This window comes from Burkholderia sp. Bp8991 (assembly GCF_003853795.1).
Taxonomy (GTDB): Bacteria; Pseudomonadota; Gammaproteobacteria; order Burkholderiales; family Burkholderiaceae; genus Burkholderia.
The window spans coordinates 108422-126685 of sequence record NZ_QTQJ01000012.1; the positions used below are offsets into that span (position 1 = coordinate 108422).

Annotated in this window: 18 protein-coding genes; 8 read left to right on the top strand and 10 right to left on the bottom strand. The window is 68.0% G+C overall.

The genetic code is table 11. From position 1 onward, the window contains the following. The first annotated feature begins 15 nt into the window (after nt 1–15). Complete coding sequence (locus tag DIE02_RS16140) at nt 16–1149, top strand: class I SAM-dependent methyltransferase (protein ID WP_124487884.1); 1134 nt, start codon at nt 16–18, stop codon at nt 1147–1149. 89 nt (nt 1150–1238) lie between these two features. Next, entirely contained in the window at nt 1239–2129 is an 891-nt protein-coding gene (locus DIE02_RS16145) for an SAM-dependent methyltransferase (protein WP_124487885.1), read from the top strand. A 146-nt stretch (nt 2130–2275) separates the two neighbouring features. Here the strand turns inward: DIE02_RS16145 and DIE02_RS16150 are convergent, their stop codons facing one another. Both DIE02_RS16150 and DIE02_RS16155 read right to left on the bottom strand, forming a co-directional pair. Continuing rightward, nucleotides 2276–2848, bottom strand: a complete 573-nt coding sequence (locus DIE02_RS16150; protein WP_124487886.1) for a DUF1415 domain-containing protein — start codon at nt 2846–2848, stop codon at nt 2276–2278. Nucleotides 2849–2930: 82 nt separating this feature from the next. Then, the gene (locus DIE02_RS16155; RefSeq protein ID WP_124487887.1) at nt 2931–3554 is read right to left on the bottom strand and encodes a TetR/AcrR family transcriptional regulator; all 624 of its coding nucleotides are present in this window, start codon (nt 3552–3554) and stop codon (nt 2931–2933) included. 217 nt (nt 3555–3771) lie between these two features. Between DIE02_RS16155 and DIE02_RS16160 the strand changes: the two genes are divergently transcribed. From DIE02_RS16160 to DIE02_RS16170, 3 genes are all read left to right on the top strand, one after another. Then, nucleotides 3772–5055 (top strand): MFS transporter, encoded by a 1284-nt coding sequence (locus DIE02_RS16160; protein WP_124487888.1) that lies wholly within the window; start codon nt 3772–3774, stop codon nt 5053–5055. A 157-nt stretch (nt 5056–5212) separates the two neighbouring features. Continuing rightward, nucleotides 5213–5818, top strand: a complete 606-nt coding sequence (locus DIE02_RS16165) for a nitroreductase family protein (RefSeq protein ID WP_044845905.1) — start codon at nt 5213–5215, stop codon at nt 5816–5818. 359 nt (nt 5819–6177) lie between these two features. Beyond that, the gene (locus DIE02_RS16170; protein ID WP_124487889.1) at nt 6178–7428 is read left to right on the top strand and encodes an Hsp70 family protein; all 1251 of its coding nucleotides are present in this window, start codon (nt 6178–6180) and stop codon (nt 7426–7428) included. A gap of 102 nt (nt 7429–7530) precedes the next feature. Here the strand turns inward: DIE02_RS16170 and DIE02_RS16175 are convergent, their stop codons facing one another. Then, entirely contained in the window at nt 7531–7734 is a 204-nt protein-coding gene (locus DIE02_RS16175; protein ID WP_006477070.1) for a cold-shock protein, read from the bottom strand. Between the two features lie 420 nt (nt 7735–8154). On the opposite strand from DIE02_RS16175, the gene DIE02_RS16185 reads away from it, so the two are divergent. Next, nucleotides 8155–9753: an APC family permease gene (locus DIE02_RS16185; RefSeq protein WP_124487890.1), complete on the top strand. Its 1599-nt coding sequence runs from the start codon at nt 8155–8157 to the stop codon at nt 9751–9753. 115 nt (nt 9754–9868) lie between these two features. Here DIE02_RS16185 and DIE02_RS16190 read toward each other — a convergent pair whose 3' ends face one another. The 7 genes from DIE02_RS16190 to DIE02_RS16220 all read right to left on the bottom strand — a co-directional run bounded on the left by DIE02_RS16190 (nt 9869) and on the right by DIE02_RS16220 (nt 15978). Further along, entirely contained in the window at nt 9869–10660 is a 792-nt protein-coding gene (locus DIE02_RS16190) for a class III extradiol ring-cleavage dioxygenase (RefSeq protein ID WP_059607887.1), read from the bottom strand. Nucleotides 10661–10884: 224 nt separating this feature from the next. Then, nucleotides 10885–11481, bottom strand: a complete 597-nt coding sequence (locus DIE02_RS16195) for a UbiX family flavin prenyltransferase (RefSeq protein ID WP_124487891.1) — start codon at nt 11479–11481, stop codon at nt 10885–10887. 13 nt (nt 11482–11494) lie between these two features. Next, complete coding sequence (gene grxD / locus DIE02_RS16200; protein ID WP_011883132.1) at nt 11495–11806, bottom strand: Grx4 family monothiol glutaredoxin; 312 nt, start codon at nt 11804–11806, stop codon at nt 11495–11497. Nucleotides 11807–11873: 67 nt separating this feature from the next. Beyond that, nucleotides 11874–12716, bottom strand: a complete 843-nt coding sequence (prmC, locus tag DIE02_RS16205; protein WP_124487892.1) for a peptide chain release factor N(5)-glutamine methyltransferase — start codon at nt 12714–12716, stop codon at nt 11874–11876. A gap of 7 nt (nt 12717–12723) precedes the next feature. Continuing rightward, on the bottom strand, nt 12724–13806 hold the full coding sequence (prfA, locus tag DIE02_RS16210) for a peptide chain release factor 1 (protein ID WP_044845899.1): 1083 nt from the start codon (nt 13804–13806) through the stop codon (nt 12724–12726). A gap of 85 nt (nt 13807–13891) precedes the next feature. Next, nucleotides 13892–15190, bottom strand: coding sequence for a glutamyl-tRNA reductase (hemA, locus tag DIE02_RS16215; protein ID WP_044845898.1), 1299 nt, complete (start codon nt 15188–15190; stop codon nt 13892–13894). A 26-nt stretch (nt 15191–15216) separates the two neighbouring features. Next, entirely contained in the window at nt 15217–15978 is a 762-nt protein-coding gene (locus DIE02_RS16220) for a response regulator transcription factor (RefSeq protein ID WP_124487893.1), read from the bottom strand. A 171-nt stretch (nt 15979–16149) separates the two neighbouring features. On the opposite strand from DIE02_RS16220, the gene DIE02_RS16225 reads away from it, so the two are divergent. Further along, a complete protein-coding gene (locus DIE02_RS16225; RefSeq protein ID WP_124487894.1) occupies nt 16150–16404 on the top strand; it encodes a hypothetical protein in 255 nt (84 codons plus the stop codon). An 18-nt stretch (nt 16405–16422) separates the two neighbouring features. After that, entirely contained in the window at nt 16423–18237 is a 1815-nt protein-coding gene (locus DIE02_RS16230) for an aminopeptidase P family protein (RefSeq protein ID WP_124487895.1), read from the top strand. The last annotated feature ends 27 nt before the right edge of the window (nt 18238–18264 follow it).

Genomic DNA, 18264 nt, shown 5'->3' on the forward strand with positions numbered 1-18264 from the left:
CGTAGCCGAGCTCGCGTGACCGATTTCCCCGTTTTCCACTGGACCGACGCCGACGGCGCCGAACATGCCGTGCGCTGGCGCTCCGAAGCCGGCGTGCAGCCGCCGAAGCGCGCCGTGCCCGCCGACGACCGCCTCACCGCCGACGCGGCGTACCGCCTCGCGTGCGAGGGCACCGCACTCGTCTGGCAGGGCGATTTCCAGAATGCACGCCAGCTCGTGCAGGCGATGGCGCGCCGCGTCGAACGCAAGCCGAAGAAGGCGAAGGCCGCGGTCGGCGTCGACGCGTTCAACCTGCACCGGCTCGCGCAATCGCAGCGCGCCCGCACGCTCGGGATGCTGCTGATCCCGCTCGACGCCGACTACACGATCCCGCTGCGCCGCGCGCCCGACGTGCGCGCCGCATGCGAGGAAGCATACGGCCCGGGCGGCGCGCCGTCGGTCGTGTCGCTGCGCGAACTGCTCGGCCTCGTCGGCGCGCACGAATGGCGCAAGAAGGGCGTGCCGATCCCGGCGCTCGGCGGCGCGCCGATCCATCCGCATTACGGCGTGTTCTCGCCGGTGCGCGGCGAATACGTCGAACTCGTCGCGCGCACGCCGCTGCCCGCGACCTCGCTCGCGTTCGATATCGGCACGGGCACCGGCGTGCTCGCGGCCGTGCTCGCGTCGCGCGGCGTCGAGCGCATCGTCGCGACCGACCAGGATCCGCGCGCGCTCGCATGCGCCCGCGAGAACGTCGCGCGGCTCGGTCATGCCGGGCGCGTCGACGTCGTCGAAGCCGACCTGTTTCCGGCCGGCCGCGCGCCGCTCGTCGTCTGCAACCCGCCGTGGGTGCCGGCCCGTCCGAGCGCGCCGATCGAATACGCGGTCTACGATCCCGACAGCCGCATGCTGCGCGGTTTCCTCGCGGGGCTTGCCGACCATCTCGAACCGGGCGGCGAGGGCTGGCTGATCCTGTCCGATTTTGCCGAGCATCTCGGCCTGCGCCCGCGCGACACGCTGCTGCAATGGATCGACGAAGCCGGCCTCGTCGTGCGCGGCCGCGAAGACATCCGCCCCGCACACCCGAAGTCGGCCGACGCGGACGATCCCCTGCACGCCGCGCGCCGCGCCGAGGTCACGTCGCTCTGGCGGCTCGGCGCGCGAGCCTGATCGCGTATTTTCGGTAAACTGTCGCCATTCCTCACGAATTCCCGCCGCCGGGCCGTGGTCGACCGACCGTGGCCCGGCGCCGTTTCACGATGTCGAACAAGACCTACGAAATCCGTCCGGAGCAGTCCGTCGAGCTGCTGAAGGAACTGCACATCCTGACCCGCGACGGCAAGCTGAACCAGGACAGCCGCCGCAAGCTGAAGCAGGTCTATCACCTGTTCCAGTTCATCGAGCCGCTGCTCGCGAGCGTGCAGGCCGACAAGGGCGGCGTGACGCTCGTCGATCACGGCGCCGGCAAGTCGTATCTCGGCTTCATCCTGTACGACCTGTTCTTCAAGCAGCAGCCGGGGCACGGCACGCCGGCGTCCGCGTCGCACGTGTACGGGATCGAGACGCGCGAGGAACTCGTCACGCGCTCCACCGAACTCGCCGCGCGGCTCGGATTCGGCGGGATGTCGTTCCTGAACCTGTCGGTCGCCGATTCGATCACGTCGCCGAAGCTGCCCGAAACGGTCGACGTCGTCACCGCGCTGCATGCATGCGACACGGCGACCGACGACGCGATCCGGTTCGCGCTCGCGAAGCGCGCGCAGCACATCGTGCTGGTGCCGTGCTGCCAGGCGGAGGTCGCGGGCGTGCTGCGCAAGAACAAGGGCAAGTCGCTCGCGAACGCGCTGACGGAAGTGTGGCGGCATCCGCTGCATACGCGCGAATTCGGCAGCCAGATCACCAACGTGCTGCGCTGCCTGCAGCTCGAGGCGCACGGCTACCAGGTGAGCGTGACCGAGCTGGTCGGCTGGGAGCATTCGATGAAGAACGAGCTGATCATCGCGCAGTACAAGAACTTGCCGCGCCGCAAGCCCGGCGAGCGGCTGAACGAGATCCTCGGCATGTTCGGGCTCGCCGAACTGAACGAGCGCTTCTTCGCGCCGGCACCCGCGGCGGCGGCCGGCGAGGCCGTCGAGCAGTCCGCGGACTGAGGCGGATCGAGGCGACCGAGGCGGACCAAGGCGGACCAAGGCGGACCAAGGCGGACCAAGGCGGACCAAGGCGGACCAAGGCGGACCAAGGCGGACCGACGCCCGGCCCCCGTCCGCCGCGCGCCAGCCACCCGCCGCGCGACGCGTCAGACGTCGTCGCCCGGCCGGCGCATCCATTCACGCCAGCCGTCGTGGCCGAGGCGGCGCAGCGTTTCCTGGTTTTTCTCGTAGATCGCGGATGCGTCCGGGAACGCATCGACCGCGCGCGCGATGCTGTCCTCGCGCAGCAGGTGCAGGATCGGATACGGCGCGCGGTTCGTGTAGTTCTCGATGTCGTCGGCTTCGCTGCCTTCGAACCGGTACTCGGGATGGAAGCTCGCGATCTGCAGCACGCCGTCGAGTCGCAGTTGCCGCACGAGCCGCTCGGCGAAGAACAGCGCATCGTTGTAGTCGACGAAATCCGCGAACGCGCGCGGATAGATCACGAGCGTCGTGTCGACCTGCTGCGGATCCGCCGCTTCGAGCGCGCGCAGCTCGGTTTCGAGATCGGCGAGCGCATCCTCGAGCGTCGTCGCTTCGCTGATCGCATAGCGTACCTGTTCCTTCACATAGACACTCTTCGCGAACGGGCACAGATTGAGCCCGATCACCGCGCGCGCGAGCCAGTGCCGCGTGGCGGCGAGAATGTCGTCGTGGGAGTCGGGGCGGGTATCGGTCATGGCGGAGGCGGTCGGGCGAAGCGGCAGCGAGGGCCGCATTGTAGCCGGAGCGGGCACGCCGGGTCGGCGCGTGCGCCGCCCGTCACGCGCAGGCGGCGTCGATCAGCTGCGTGGCCAGCGCGGGCGCGGTGCCGATCGGCGTTTCGCCGTGCCGGTAGGTCTGGCTGGCCGCGTAGATGCCTTCGACGATGAGCGCGAGCGCGTCGGCGAGCGCTTTCGGCTGCCGGGCGCCCGCGCCTTCGCACAACTCGAGGAGCCGCTTCATCAGCTGTTCCTTGTTCTGCGCGACGCGCTCGCGCGCCGGATGCGACGTATCCGGGAATTCGGCCGCGACGTTGACGAACGGACAGCCGCGATAGTCCTTCTGCGTCGCGCGTTCGGCCAGATCGACGAAATACTGGATCAATTGCGCCTTCGGCTGGCCCGGATGCTTCGCGACGCTCGAATCGAGACGCTCGAAGAAGCACGCATCCATCCGTTCCAGATACGCGAGGATCAGCTCGTCCTTCGACGAGAACTGGCGGTACAGGCTCATCTTGTTGACGCCCGCGCGCTCCACGACCGCCTCGACGCCGACCGCGCGCACCCCTTCCTTGTAAAACAGCTCCTCCGCGGCGCGCAGCAGGTGTTCCTGCGCGGCGGCCGCGGCGATCGGCCGGCGCGTGCGGCGTGCCGGCGGCTTGTTGGCGGCCTCGATGCCCGACATGATGACCCTCGACTGCGTGGTGAATTGCTTGACATGTTACCGACTGGTAACTACGATCGCAACACACTTGTGACCGATCGGTAACAATGCCGACCGGATCGACAGACAAATGCCACGTATCGGCCCGGGTCAGCCGATGCAGCGTGCGGCGGAGGTGGCCCGGAGGTGAGGCGGGGCTGGCGCGCGAGCGCGGGCCAGCCAACTGGAGAGCGACAACATGAACTGGGCAGTGACACGAATCGGCGGGCGCTTCCACTACGGATGGCTCGCGGCGGCGGTGGTTTTCCTGATCCTGCTGGCGGCGGCCGGCACGCGCGCGACGCCGAGCGTGCTGATGGTGCCGCTCGAACGCGAACTCGGCTGGAGCCGCGCGGCGATTTCGCTGGCGATTTCGGTGAACATCGCGCTGTACGGCCTGACGGGCCCGTTCGCGGCCGCGGCGATGCAGCGTTTCGGGCTGCGGCCGACGATCCTGACCGCGCTGGTGACGATGGGCGCGGGCGTCGCGCTGTCGTCGATGATGACGCAGAGCTGGCAGATGGTCGTGATCTGGGGGCTGATGGTCGGCTGCTCGACCGGCGTCGTCGCGCTGACGCTGTCCGCGACTTTCGTCACACGCTGGTTCCATGCGCGGCGCGGGCTCGTGATGGGGATCCTGACCGCGAGCACGGCCACCGGCCAGCTCGTGTTCCTGCCGATGCTCGCGGCGATCGCGCAGCGCCACGGCTGGCGGCCGGTCGTGCTGGTCGTCGCGGTGGCGGCCGCGATCGTGATTCCGCTGGTCGCGTTCCTGCTGCCCGAGCGACCGGCCGACGTGCAGCTGCGCCCGTACGGCGAGCCGGCCGACGCGCCGGCGGCGCCCGACGCGACGAAGGAGAACCCGCTCGCGGTCGCGTTCCGCACGCTGCTGACCGCGAGCCGCTCGCGCGACTTCTGGCTGCTGTTCTTCAGCTTCTTCATCTGCGGCGCGAGCACCAACGGCTACGTCGGCACGCACCTGATCGCGATGTGCAGCGACTACGGGATGTCCGAAGTGCAGGGCGCCTCGCTGCTCGCCGCGATGGGCGTGTTCGACCTGTTCGGCACGACGCTGTCGGGCTGGCTGTCCGACCGCTACGACAACCGCGTGCTGCTGTTCTGGTACTACGGGCTGCGCGGGCTGTCGTTGATCTACCTGCCGCATGCGTTCGGCATCGACTTCTTCGGTCTGCCGCTGTTCGCGATGTTCTACGGGCTCGACTGGATCGCGACCGTGCCGCCGACCGTGCGGCTGGCCACCGACGTGTTCGGCAAGGCCGCGGCGCCGGTCGTGTTCGGCTGGATCGTCGCCGGCCACCAACTGGGCGCGGCGTTCGCGGCGCTCGGCGCGGGGCTGCTGCGCGCGAGCCTCGGCACCTATACGATCGCGTCGATGATCTCGGGCGCGCTCTGCATCGTCGGTGCGCTGATCGTGCTGCGGATCAATCGCGGCCCGTCCCGCGCGGCCGCGCAGGCCGCCTGAGCGCGGTGCGCCGGCCGGCCCGTGCGCGGGTGCGGCCGGTCAATGCAGGATCGGTGATTTGCATTGCGCGGGATGACCGGGCGCGCGACGGCTCAAGCGGTTATGCTTGCGGTTCGCCGGGCGTTCGCGCCCTTCATCGATGTCAGCGAGGAACCGCATGTCCGTCAAACCTGCTCCCACCACTGTTTCGATTCACGACCTGATCGCCGGCCGCTGGAGCCCGCGCGCGTATTCGGACGAGCCGATCAGCGCCGCCGATCTGCACGCGGTGCTCGAAGCGGCGCGCTGGGCGCCGTCCGCCTACAACGCGCAACCGTGGCGCTTCATCGTGTTCGATCGCACGCAGGACGAAGCGGCGTTCAAGCACGCATTCGCGACGCTGGTGCCGTTCAACCAGGGCTGGAACGCGCCGGCGCCGGTGCTGATCGCCGTGACCGCGCATACGCTCACGCCGAAGGGCGAGCCGGCGCCGACCGCGCTGTACGATGCGGGCGCGGCCGCGATGTCGCTGGTGCTGCAGGCGCACGCGCTGGGTCTCGCCGCGCACCAGATGAGCGGCTTCGATGCGAAGGCGTTCCGCGATGCGTTCGAGATTCCGGCCGACGTCGCGATTCCGGCGATCATCTCGCTCGGCCACTACGGCAACGTCGACAAGCTCGACCCGGTATTGCGCGAACGCGAAAAGGCGCCGCGCACGCGCCATGCGATCGGCGAGGTCGTGTATGCGGGCGCATGGAAGAAGGGTTTCGACGCCGCGGCCTGATGGTGCAAGCGGGCAGGCGTGCGTCGAGCACCTTGTCCGCACCGGTTGCCGGTGCGCTGCAGGCGGGCAGCGGCGCGCGTCGGGCACCCCGTCTGCACCTGTCGCCGGTGTGCCGCAAGCGGGTGCCGGGGCGCGTCGAGCACTCTGTCCGAACCTGTCGCCGGTGCGCTGCAAGCGGGCGGCGGGGCGCCTCGGGCACCCCGTCCGCCCCTGTCGCCGGCATGCCGCGGGCGCGCCTGATCTCCGCCCCGGGCCGGTTGCACCGCGCCGGCGGCCGCCCCCGGTTGTGATCCGGCGGGCTTCATGTTAAAAAGCCCGTCCTTTCCGTTTTCGCGCCGGCCATGCTGCGGCACCTTCCCATGACTTACTGCGCGATCGATTTCGGCACGTCCAATTCCGCCGTGGCCCTGCCCGACGGCGATGCCATGCGCCTCGCGCCCGTCGAGGGCGACCACCTGACGCTGCCCACCGCGATCTTCTTCAACAACGACGAGCAGACGGTCGAATACGGCCGGGCGGCGCTCGCGTCCTATATCGACGGTTTCAACGGCCGCCTGATGCGCTCGATGAAGAGCATCCTCGGCTCGCCGCTCGCGGAAACCACGACCGATCTCGGCGACGGCAGCGCGATGGCGTACACGGAGATCATCGCGCGCTTCCTGACGCACCTGAAACGCAAGGCCGAAGCGCGCGCCGGCGCGCCGATCGGCCGCGCGGTGCTCGGCCGGCCGGTGTTCTTCGTCGACGACGATCCGCGCGCCGACCGTCTCGCGCAGGACCAGCTCGAAGCGGCCGCGCAGTCGGTCGGGTTCGCGGACGTGCATTTCCAGTACGAACCGATCGCGGCCGCGTTCGACTACGAGTCGCGCCAGCAGGCCGAGCGGCTCGTGCTGGTCGCCGACATCGGCGGCGGTACGTCGGACTTCTCGCTGGTGCGCGTCGGGCCGGAGCGGATGGCGCGCCTCGAGCGCAAGGACGACGTGCTCGCGCACCACGGCGTGCACGTCGCGGGCACCGATTACGACCGGCGCGTCGAGCTGGCGGCGATCCTGCCGGCGTTCGGCTACCGCGCGCTCGATCCCGAGGGACGCGAGCTGCCGAACCGGATCTACTTCGACCTCGCGACCTGGCACCTCATCAACACGGTCTACACGCCGAAGCGGCTGGGCGAGCTGAAGCTGATGAAGCACCTGTACCAGGACGTGCGGCAGTACGACCGGCTCACGCGCGTGGTCGAGCAGCGGCTCGGGCATGCACTGATGGCGCGCGCGGAAGAAGCGAAGATCGGTGTGGCGGCGGGCGGGGAGACGATGATCGACCTGAACGACGTGGAAGAGGATCTGCAGATCGCGTTCGACGCCGAACGCCTGGTCGACGCGAGCGTCGACGACACGGCGCGCATCGTCGATGCCGCGCGCGAAACGGTGCGGCTGGCGGGCGTCGCGCCGCGCGACGTCGGCGCGCTGTATTTCACCGGCGGCTCGACCGGGCTCGCGTTCCTGTCGGGTGCGCTCGCCGGCGCATTCCCGGACGCGCAGCCGGTGTTCGGCGATCGCCTCGCGAGCGTCGCGACCGGGCTCGGCATTCACGCGCAGCGGCTGTTCGGCTGACCGGAGGCCATTCTCGATCGTGGCGGCCGCATGGCCGCCCGCGCCGGAAAACAAAAAGCCCCGCCGAAGCGGGGCTTTTTTACACGAATTATCGCGCCGAACTTAGACCGGACGGATGTTCGCAGCTTGCAGACCCTTCGGGCCCGTCTTCACTTCGAATTCAACCTTCTGGTTTTCTTGCAGCGTCTTGAAGCCTTCGACGCGGATTTCCGAGAAGTGCGCGAACAGATCGTCGCCGCCGCCTTCCGGGGTGATGAAGCCGAAGCCCTTTGCGTCATTGAACCACTTGACGGTACCGGTTGCCATGTTACTTGTTCCTAAAAAGATAAAACGGGGCCGAGGCCCATGGGGTGCGGAAAATCAAGGAAGGGGTAATGGGACCAACCGGAGTACCGTTGATGGGCGAACTACGAAAGAACCAATTCACTCGCCGCTTGAAATCCTGCAACGTTGTTTATACGGGTAATCGGTCGCGCGGTCAACCGGATTTCCATGCACTCAGGGTTATTGCGGAGTTAAGGTTTACAAACCTTGCAAACGATGCGACTTTTTTGTAGGGGCCGAACGATTTTGGCGCCAACTTGGAGGTGCAACCGTTAAACTACGCGCCGCGTGGACGGGTTGCCCCGATCGGGTGATCCTTCCCCCCAAAATTGCATGCGCGCTGCTGTCCGAGCCGATCCCGGACCGCGGGCCGACCATGCTTTTTGAGACATAGGAGAGGATGTGAAGAGTTCTATTCAACGGAACATCGGCCCGTTTGCACTGATGCTGACGGGGCTGGGTTCGATTATCGGTTCGGGCTGGCTGTTCGGCGCCTGGAAGGCTGCGAAGATTGCCGGTCCGGCGGCGATTTGCGCATGGATCATCGGCGCGGTCGTAATTCTCGCGATTGCGCTGACGTACGCTGAACTCGGTGCGATGTTCCCCGAGTCGGGCGGCATGGTGCGCTACGCGCGCTACTCGCACGGTTCGCTGGTGGGCTTCATCAGCGCGTGGGCGAACTGGATCGCGATCGTATCGGTGATCCCGATCGAGGCGGAAGCGTCGATCCAGTACATGAGCACGTGGCAGTATCCGTGGGCGCATGCGCTGTTCGTGAACGGCGAGCTGACGACACCCGGCCTGCTGCTGTCGGCCGTGCTGGTCGTCATCTACTTCATGCTGAACTACTGGGGCGTCAAGGCCTTCGCACGTGCGAACACCGCGATCACGATCTTCAAGTTCCTGATCCCCGGCCTCACGATCCTCGGCCTGATGCTGTCGAGCTTTCACTCGGAAAACCTCGGCACCGCATCGAATGCAAGGTTCGCGCCGTACGGCTGGTCGGCCGTGCTGACCGCGGTCGCGACGAGCGGTATCGTGTTCGCGTTCAACGGCTTCCAGAGCCCGGTGAACCTGGCCGGCGAAGCGCGCAATCCGTCGCGCAGCGTGCCGTTCGCGGTGATCACGTCGATCCTGATCGCACTCGTGATCTACGTGCTGCTGCAGATGGCGTACATCGGTTCGGTGAATCCGGCCGACGTCGCGAAGGGCTGGTCGCAGTTCAACTTCTCGTCGCCGTTCGCCGAACTCGCGATCGCGCTGAACCTGAACTGGCTCGCGATCCTGCTGTACGTCGACGCGTTCATCAGCCCGAGCGGCACCGGTACGACCTACATGGCGACGACCACCCGCATGATCTACGCGATGGAGCGCAACAACACGATGCCGAAGATGTTCGGCAACGTGCACCCGATCTACGGTGTGCCGCGCCAGGCGATGTGGTTCAACCTGCTCGTGTCGTTCATCTTCCTGTTCTTCTTCCGCGGCTGGAGCTCGCTCGCGGCAGTGATCTCGGTCGCAACGGTGATCTCGTACCTGACCGGCCCGATCAGCCTGATGGCGCTGCGCCGCGCGGCGACCGACATCGAGCGTCCGCTGTCGATCCCGCTGATGAAGCTGATCGCACCGTTCGCGTTCGTCTGCGCGTCGCTGATCCTGTACTGGGCGAAGTGGCCGCTGACGGGCGAAATCATCCTGCTGATGATCGTCGCGCTGCCGGTGTATTTCTACTTCCAGGCGAAGTCGGGCTGGACCGGCTGGGGCGCCGACCTGAAGGCCGCATGGTGGCTGGTCGCGTACCTGCCGACGATGGCCGTGCTGTCGCTAGTCGGCAGCAAGGAGTTCGGCGGTTGCGGCGTGCTGCCGTACGGCTGGGACATGCTGATCGTCGCGGCAATCTCGCTGGTGTTCTACTTCTGGGGCGTGAACACCGGTTACCGGACCCAGTATCTCGACGAGCGCGAGTCGCACGACGAGATCCTTGAAGGGGTCGGTGCCTGACGCCTGACCTGCCACCGGAATCGGCGGTGGCGGAAAGCGCAAAAAAGCCCGTCCGAGCGATGCTCGGGCGGGCTTTTTATTTGTGCTCGGCGCTTGTGTCGCCGTGTCGCGCGATTCAGGCGGCCGCGCTTGCGAACACGTAGTTCGTCATCGCGAGCACGCGTTGATACGTGCCGAGCGACTGGATGCCGAGCTGGTAGTCGTCGTCGGCTGCGCCGAGCGCGGTGAACACCGGCAGCAGGTGCTCGTCGGTCGGATGCATCAGCGCTGCGTGCGGCGCCTGCCGGCGATAGTCGAGCAGCGCGTCGACGTCGCGCGCGGCCAGCTTCGCCTCGAACCAGTCGGTGAATTCCGCGACGCGCGGGTCCGCATCCTCGGGCGCCGCGCTGAAATCGGCCGCGCGCAGGTTGTGCGTGATCTGGCCCGAGCCGATCACCATCACGCCTTCGTCGCGCAGCGGCCGCAGCGCGCGGCCGAGCGCGAAGTGATGGGCCGCGTCCGCACGCGGCTGGATCGACAGCTGCGCGACGGGTACGTCGGCCTCCGGGAACATCAGCAGCATCGGCACCCACGCGCCGTGGTCGAGACCGTGCTCGGTCGTCGCTGTCGCGATGCCGGCCGCGTTCAGCAGCGCGGCCGCCCGCTCGGCGACCTCGGGCGCGCCCGGTGCCGGGTAGCGGATCTCGTACAGTGCGCGCGGGAAGCCGTAGAAGTCATGGATCGTTTCCGGGTGCGCGGCCACGCTCGCGACCGGCTGCTGCGTGCCCCAGTGCGCGGACAGCATCAGCACCGCGCGGGGGCGCGGCAATTCGGCGCCGAGGTGCGTGAATGCGCCGGACGGCAGCGTCGGGTCGATCGGCAGCGTCGGGGCGCCGTGTGACAGGTAAAGCGAAGGCAAGCGGTTCATGGTGGGGAGCCTGCAATAGTGGGTTGCCTGTGACTATAGGCGCGCACCGGACATTGATAAATCGGCTTGCCGGAATTTGATTGAATCGCAATGGTTGATAATTCGGCCGATTCAGGTGCGCGGGAGCCGGCGCGGGGAGGCTGGGCGTGGCTGGATCGAACCGGAAGGCGGCCGAATCGACGAAGATGCGTGGAGAACGGCGCCGAAGCGCCGCGTCGAGCGGCTTACCGTGCGGGCCGGATGCCGGCCCACGGCGTCGTCATCGGTGCGCTGAGCGCGAACAGGTCGAGCACGCGCGTGACGGTCTGGTCGACGAGTTCCTCGATCGTCTTCGGCATCGCGTAGAACGCGGGCAGCGGCGGAAACACGATGCCGCCCATTTCGGTCACGGCGGTCATGTTGCGCAGATGCGCGAGGTTGAACGGCGTTTCGCGCACCATCAGCACGAGACGGCGGCGTTCCTTCAGCATGACGTCGGCCGCGCGCGTGATCAGGTTGTCCGACAGGCCGTGCGCGACGCTCGCGAGCGTCTTCATCGAGCACGGGGCGATCACCATCCCGTCGGTTGCGAACGAACCGGACGCGATCGTCGCGCCGACATCGCGTACCGAATGCACGACATCCGCCCGGCCTTCGACTTCGGCCTTCGACAGCTGCAATTCATGCTGGATATTGAGCCAGCCGGCGTTCGAAACCAGCAGATGCGTTTCGACGCCGCCGGCGGCGCGCAGCAATTCGAGCAGCCGCACGCCGTAGACCGCGCCGGTGGCGCCGGTGATCGCGACGATCAGCCGGCGTGGCGGCGCGCTGGGAGATGCCATCGGGAACGGGGCGTTACGCGGCGGCGAACAGTTGCTGCAGTTCGCCCGACTGGTACATCTCCATCATGATGTCCGAGCCGCCGATGAATTCGCCCTTCACGTACAGCTGCGGGATGGTCGGCCAGTTCGAGAATTCCTTGATGCCCTGGCGGATCTCGTCGTCCTCGAGCACGTTGACCGTCTTGAACTGGTCGACGCCGCAGGCTTTCAGCACCTGCACGGCGCGGCCCGAAAAGCCGCACATCGGGAATTGCGCGTTGCCCTTCATGAAGAGCACGACCTGGTTTTCGTCGACGATTTGCTTGATACGTTGTTGGGTGTCCATGACTGACCTTGCGTTGGCGGGGCGTTAGAACGAAATGATAGCGGATTTCAACCGGGCGGGCCGGCCGTCAGACGGGCCGGCGGCCGCCCGTGGTGCGTTCGATCGCGGCGAGATCGGCGAGCGATTCGACCGCGACGAAGCCGCGTGACACGAGCAAGGCACGCACGGCTTCGGCCTGGTCGTAGCCGTGCTCGATCCAGAGCGTGCCGCCCGGTTTCAGGTACGCGCCGGCGCCTGCGACGATCGTGCGGATCGCGCTGAGGCCGTCGGCATCGTCGGTGAGCGCGCCGCGCGGCTCGAACCGCAGGTCGCCCTGCGCGAGGTGCGGATCGTGCTGCGCGATGTACGGCGGATTGCTGACGATCGTGTCGAACGCGAGCGTCGGCTCGAGCGCGGCGTACCAGTCGCTCTGCAGCCAGTGCAGCGGGCCGCCGGGGCGGCGCGCGTCGAGCAGCTTGTGCGCGTTGCGCCGGGCGACGTCGAGCGCGGCCGATGAGCGGTCGAGCGCCCACACGCGTGCGTCGGGCCGTTCGGCGGCGATCGACACGGCGATCGCGCCGCTGCCGGTGCCGAGATCGAGCACGGCCGGATGCGGGCGACCGTCGATCGCGTCGAGCGCGGCTTCGACGAGGAGTTCGGTTTCGGGGCGCGGGATCAGCACGTCGGGCGTCACATCGAACGGCCGGCCGAAGAATTCGCGCATCCCGACGAGCTGCGCGACCGGCTCGCCCGCGACGCGGCGCACTTCGAGCGCCCGGTAGCGCGCGATCGCGGCGGGCTCGAGCGGGGCGTCGCCGCGCGTGATCAGCTGCGTGCGGGTCCAGCCGAGCGCGTACGCGAGGAGCACGCGCGCATCGACCGGGTCGAGCAGCGACGCGCGCAGCAGATCGTCGGCGGTGGTGTCGGGCATCGCGACCTCAGTCGGTGTCGCCGAGCGACGCGAGCAGTTCGGCCTGGTGTTCGGTGACGAGCGCGCCGATCAGTTCGTCGAGATCGCCGTCCATCAGCGCCTCGAGCCGGTACAGCGTGAGGTTGATCCGGTGATCGGTCATCCGGCCCTGCGGGAAGTTGTACGTGCGGATCCGCTCCGAGCGGTCGCCCGAGCCGATCAGGCTTTTGCGCGTCGCCGCTTCCTTCGCGTGCTGCTCGTGATACTGCTTGTCCTTGATGCGCGCGGCGAGCACCTTCAGCGCACGATCCTTGTTCTTGTGCTGCGAGCGGTCGTCCTGGCACTCGACGACGATCCCGGTCGGGATGTGCGTGACGCGCACCGCCGAATCGGTCTTGTTGATGTGCTGGCCGCCCGCACCCGACGCGCGGAACGTGTCGATCCGCAGGTCGGCCGGATTGATCTCGACCTCGCCGATTTCGTCGGCTTCCGGCATCACCGCGACCGTGCAGGCGGACGTGTGGATGCGCCCCTGCGTCTCGGTCGCCGGCACGCGCTGCACGCGATGGCCGCCCGATTCGAACTTCAGCCGCGAGTAGGCACCCTGGCCGGCGATCCGCACGATCACTTCCTTGTAGCCGCCGAGATCCGACGGGCTCTCCGACATCATCTCGACCTGCCAGCGCTGGCGTTCCGCGAAGCGCAGGTACATGCGCAGCAGGTCGCCCGCGAACAGCGCCGACTCGTCGCCGCCGGTGCCCGCGCGGATTTCGAGGAAGATGTTGCGGTCGTCGTTGGGGTCCTTCGGCAGCAGCATCTTCTGCAACTCGCCTTCGAGGCGAACCATGCGTTCCCGCGCGCTGCGAATCTCGTCTTCGGCGAAATCGCGCATCGATGCATCGGCGACCAGCTCCTGCGCGGCCGTCTCGTCGCTGCGCGACTGGCGCCACAGCGCGTACTGCTCGACGACCGGGCCGAGTTCCGCGTGTTCGCGCGTCAGCTTGCGGTACTGGTCGAGGTCGGCCGTGACGTTTTCGCGGCTCAGCAGGTCGTTCAGTTCGGCCAGCCGGATAGACAGCTGGTCGAGCTTGCGTTGCATGCTCGTCTTCATGGTGTGGAGCGACGCTCCCGGACAAAAGGGGTATTCGAAAAGGATAGGCCGGCGCGCGGCCGGCGGCAGGGGCAACCGGCCGGCGCTAGTGGCCGGACTGGTCGTTCGAGCGCGGCGCGTGCTGGTAGAAGCCGCGCATCAGGTCGATCAGCGAATCGCGGTCGGTGCCGTTCACGCGGTTGAGCGCGCTCGTCGGGCCGTGGATCAGCTTGTTGGTGAGCGCCTGCGACAGCGCTTCGAGGACGGCGGCCGGATCGTCGCCGCGCGCGAGCAGCTTCTGCGCTTTCTCGACTTCCGCGCGGCGCAGCGCGTCGGCCTGCGTATGCATGTGACGGATCACCGGCACGACGCTGCGCGTGTCGAGCCACTGCATGAAGTTCTGCACGCGGGTTTCGATGATCGTCTCGGCTTGTGCAACCGCGGCCTGGCGTGATGCGTTGCCTTCGCGCACGATCGCACCGAGATCGTCGACGGTGTAGAGGAACACATCCTTCAGCTTGCCGACTTCCGGCTCGATGTCGCGCGGCACCGCGAGGTCGACCATGAAGATCGGCCGGTGGCGGCGCGCCTTCACCGCACGTTCGACCGCGCCGAGGCCGATGATCGGCAGCGTCGACGCGGTGCACGACACGATGATGTCGAATTCGTGCATGCGGGCCGGCAGGTCCGACAACGGCATCGCGCGGCCGTTGAAACGTTCGGCGAGCCGCTGGCCGCGTTCGGCCGTGCGGTTCGCGACGACGAGCTCGCGCGGGCTCTGCGCGGCGAAGTGCGTCGCGCACAGCTCGATCATCTCGCCGGCGCCGATGAACAGCACGCGCTGATCCGACACTTTTTCGAAGATGCGCTGCGCGAGGCGGACCGCGGCGGCGGCCATCGACACCGACTGCGCGCCGATCTCGGTCGTGCCGCGCACTTCCTTCGCGACGGCGAACGTGCGCTGGAACAGCTGGTTCAGATAGGTGCCGAGCGCGCCGGCTTCCGTCGCGGTGCGCACCGCATCCTTCATCTGGCCCAGGATCTGCGTTTCGCCGAGCACCATCGAATCGAGACCCGACGCGACGCGGAATGCGTGCCGGACCGCTTCCGATTGCGGCAGCGCGTAGACGTGCGGGGCGAGTTCGTCGACCGGAATCTGGTGGTACTCCGACAGCCAGCGAATCGCACCCTCGCGGGCGGCCCGATCGTCGGTCGCGCAATAGAGTTCGGTGCGGTTGCAGGTGGAGAGGATTGCCGCTTCGGGCGCATTCGGCGCCTGGGGGCCGAGGAACACGTTCTTGAACGTGACGAGAGCCGGCTTGATTTGCTCGAGCGGAAACGCCACGCGTTCGCGCAGGGCGACAGGCGCAGTGTGGTGGTTGATTCCGATCGTGAGGAGTTGCATATCGAGGGCTATCGTTTAGCCCCATATTATAGCGTTTCAGCGATTTCCTCACTTGCGGCATACCGGGCATCGGCGTGGCGCGGCCTCGAATTTGGGGGCTCGATCGGCACGCGGTCGAGCTGGTAGCCGTAGCCGTAGAGCGGCAGAAGCCGGTAGCCGTGCTCCGGAAGCAGCCGCAGCTTGCTGCGCAGCCGGGACGCATGGGTGTCGAGCGTGCGCGACTTCATGTCGCGGCGGCGGCCCCACACCGTTTCGAGGATATGGGCGCGCGACACGGGCCGCGACAGGTTCGCGAACAGCAGCTGTGCGAAGCGGAACTCCTTCGGCGTGAGCGCGACGATCGCATCGCCGAAGCGCACGAGGCTGTGGGTCGCATCGAACGCGTATTCTCCATACATTTCGCGCGAGCGATTCGGCGGCCGCCGGACACCTGCGCGCCGGCTCAGCGCGTTGACGCGTGCGAGCAGCTCGGGGCCGCTCACCGGGCGCACGAGGCAGTCGTCGGCCCCAGCGTGCAGGCACGACACGACTTCGCTTTCGCGCGGCAGCTGCATCACGGCGATGGCCGGCAGCCCGGGCAGGATCGCCTGCGCCCGCGGAATGACTTCCTCGGCCGGCTGGTCGCCGGCCCAGTTGCCGATGATCAGCATGTCGCAGGTATCGGTGGCGAGCCACTCGAAGAATGCCGCGCTGGACGGAAACGCGTGGCACACATGGCCGCCGGCGAACAGCAGGCGGTTCAGGAGCGCAGCATGATGCGCCTCCGGATCGATGAGAGCGATTCGCATGAGGATTTCTTCAATACGCCTGCGGGCGCGCGCTTGCCATAACGTCGGGTCGGCCCCTACACTCGAATGTTCGCGGCGCCCGGCTGGTCTCGGGTTCGATGGATGAATCGATGCTAGCCGCTGGCAACGTTCACGCCTATGGGACGAATCTGAATTTATAGAAGGCGTCGAATGAACTGGTTTGGAATCCTTGTCCTGGGAGCGGCCGTCGGGCTGTTCGGCCGGTGGCTGCATCCGATGCGGCGCACGGGCCGGCCGGCATGGTGGATCGTGGTGCTGGTCGGCATCGCAAGCGCCGCCGCCGCGCGCATGGCCGGCAATCTCTCTGGACTGTTTTACGACGGCGAAACGCTCGAATGGCCGGTCTGCACCGGTGTCGCGTTCCTCGCCGTAGCCGTGACGGTCGCCGTGTCGGCCCGTCGCTGAACGCTCTCAGGTGAAATCATGAATGCCCGTCTCCCCGAAGTCTCGTCGGTGCCGGCCCGCCTCGCGCTGCTGCGCGGCGCGATGGTCCGCGAGGATCTGGCCGCCTATCTCGTGCCGTCCGCCGATCCTCACCTGTCCGAGTACCTGCCCGAGCGCTGGCAGGCGCGACGCTGGCTGTCCGGCTTCACGGGCTCGGTCGGCACGCTGGTCGTGACCGCGGATTTCGCGGGCTTGTGGGTCGACAGCCGCTACTGGGTGCAGGCCGAGGCCGAACTCGCCGGCACGGGCGTCCAGCTGATGAAGATGACGGGCGGGCAGCAGAGTGCGCCGCACGTCGACTGGCTCGCGCAGAACGTGCCGGCCGGGGCGACGGTCGGCGTCGACGGCGCCGTGCTCGGCGTCGCGGCGGCACGCGCGCTGACGGCCGCGCTGAGCGCGCGCGGCATCGCGCTGCGCACCGATCTCGACCTGCTCGACGCGATTTGGCCGGAGCGCCCGGGGCTGCCGGGCGACGCGGTGTTCGAGCACGTGGCGCCGCAGGCCGACACGACGCGCGCGAGCAAGCTCGCCGAAGTGCGCCGCGCGATGCACGCGCAGGGCGCGCAATGGCATTTCGTGTCGACGCTCGACGATCTCGCGTGGCTGTTCAACCTGCGCGGCGCCGACGTCAACTTCAACCCCGTGTTCGTCGCGCACGCGATGATCGGGGCCGATCGCGCGACGCTGTTCGTCGCCGACGGCAAGGTGTCGCCGGCGCTGGCCGCGTCGCTCGCGCAGGACGGCGTCGAGGTCCGCGCGTACGACGCCGCGCGCGCGTCGCTCGCGGCGCTGCCCGACGGCGCGACGCTGCTGATCGATCCGCGCCGCGTGACGTTCGGCACGCTCGAGGCCGTGCCGGCCGGCGTGAAACTGATCGAGGCCGTGAACCCGTCGACGTTCGCGAAGTCGCGCAAGACGTCCGCCGAGATCGAGCACGTGCGCGTGACGATGGAGCACGACGGCGCCGCGCTCGCAGAATTCTTTGCGTGGTTCGAGCAGGCGGTGAACCGCGAGACGATCACCGAGCTGACGATCGACGAGCAACTCACGGCCGCGCGCGCACGGCGCCCCGGCTACGTGTCGCCGAGCTTCGCGACGATCGCCGGCTTCAACGCGAACGGTGCGATGCCGCACTATCGCGCGACGCCCGAGTCGCACGCGACGATCGCCGGCGACGGCCTGCTGCTCGTCGATTCGGGCGGCCAGTACACGACCGGCACCACCGACATCACGCGCGTCGTGCCGGTCGGCACGGTCAGCGACCTGCAGCGCCGCGATTTCACGATCGTGCTGAAGTCGATGATGGCGCTGTCGCGCGCACGCTTCCCGCGCGGCATCCGCTCGCCGATGCTCGACGCGATCGCGCGCGCGCCGATGTGGGCGGCCGGGCTCGACTACGGCCACGGCACCGGTCACGGCGTCGGCTACTTCCTGAACGTGCACGAGGGCCCGCAGGTCATCTCGCACTACGCGCCGGCCGAGCCGTACACGGCGATGGAAGAGGGGATGATCACGTCGATCGAGCCGGGCGTGTACCGGCCCGGCAAATGGGGCATCCGGATCGAAAACCTGGTCGTGAATCGCGCGGGCGGGCAGACCGAATTCGGCGATTTCCTCGCGTTCGAGACGCTGACGCTGTGCCCGATCGACACGCGCTGCGTGCTGATCGAGATGCTGCATGAGGAAGAACGCGCGTGGCTGAACGCGTATCACGCGACCGTGCGCGAGCGCGTTGGCCGGCACGTGAGCGGCGACGCGAAGGCGTGGCTCGACGCGCGCACGCAGCCGATCTGACGCGACGCGCAATACACGACAGATACC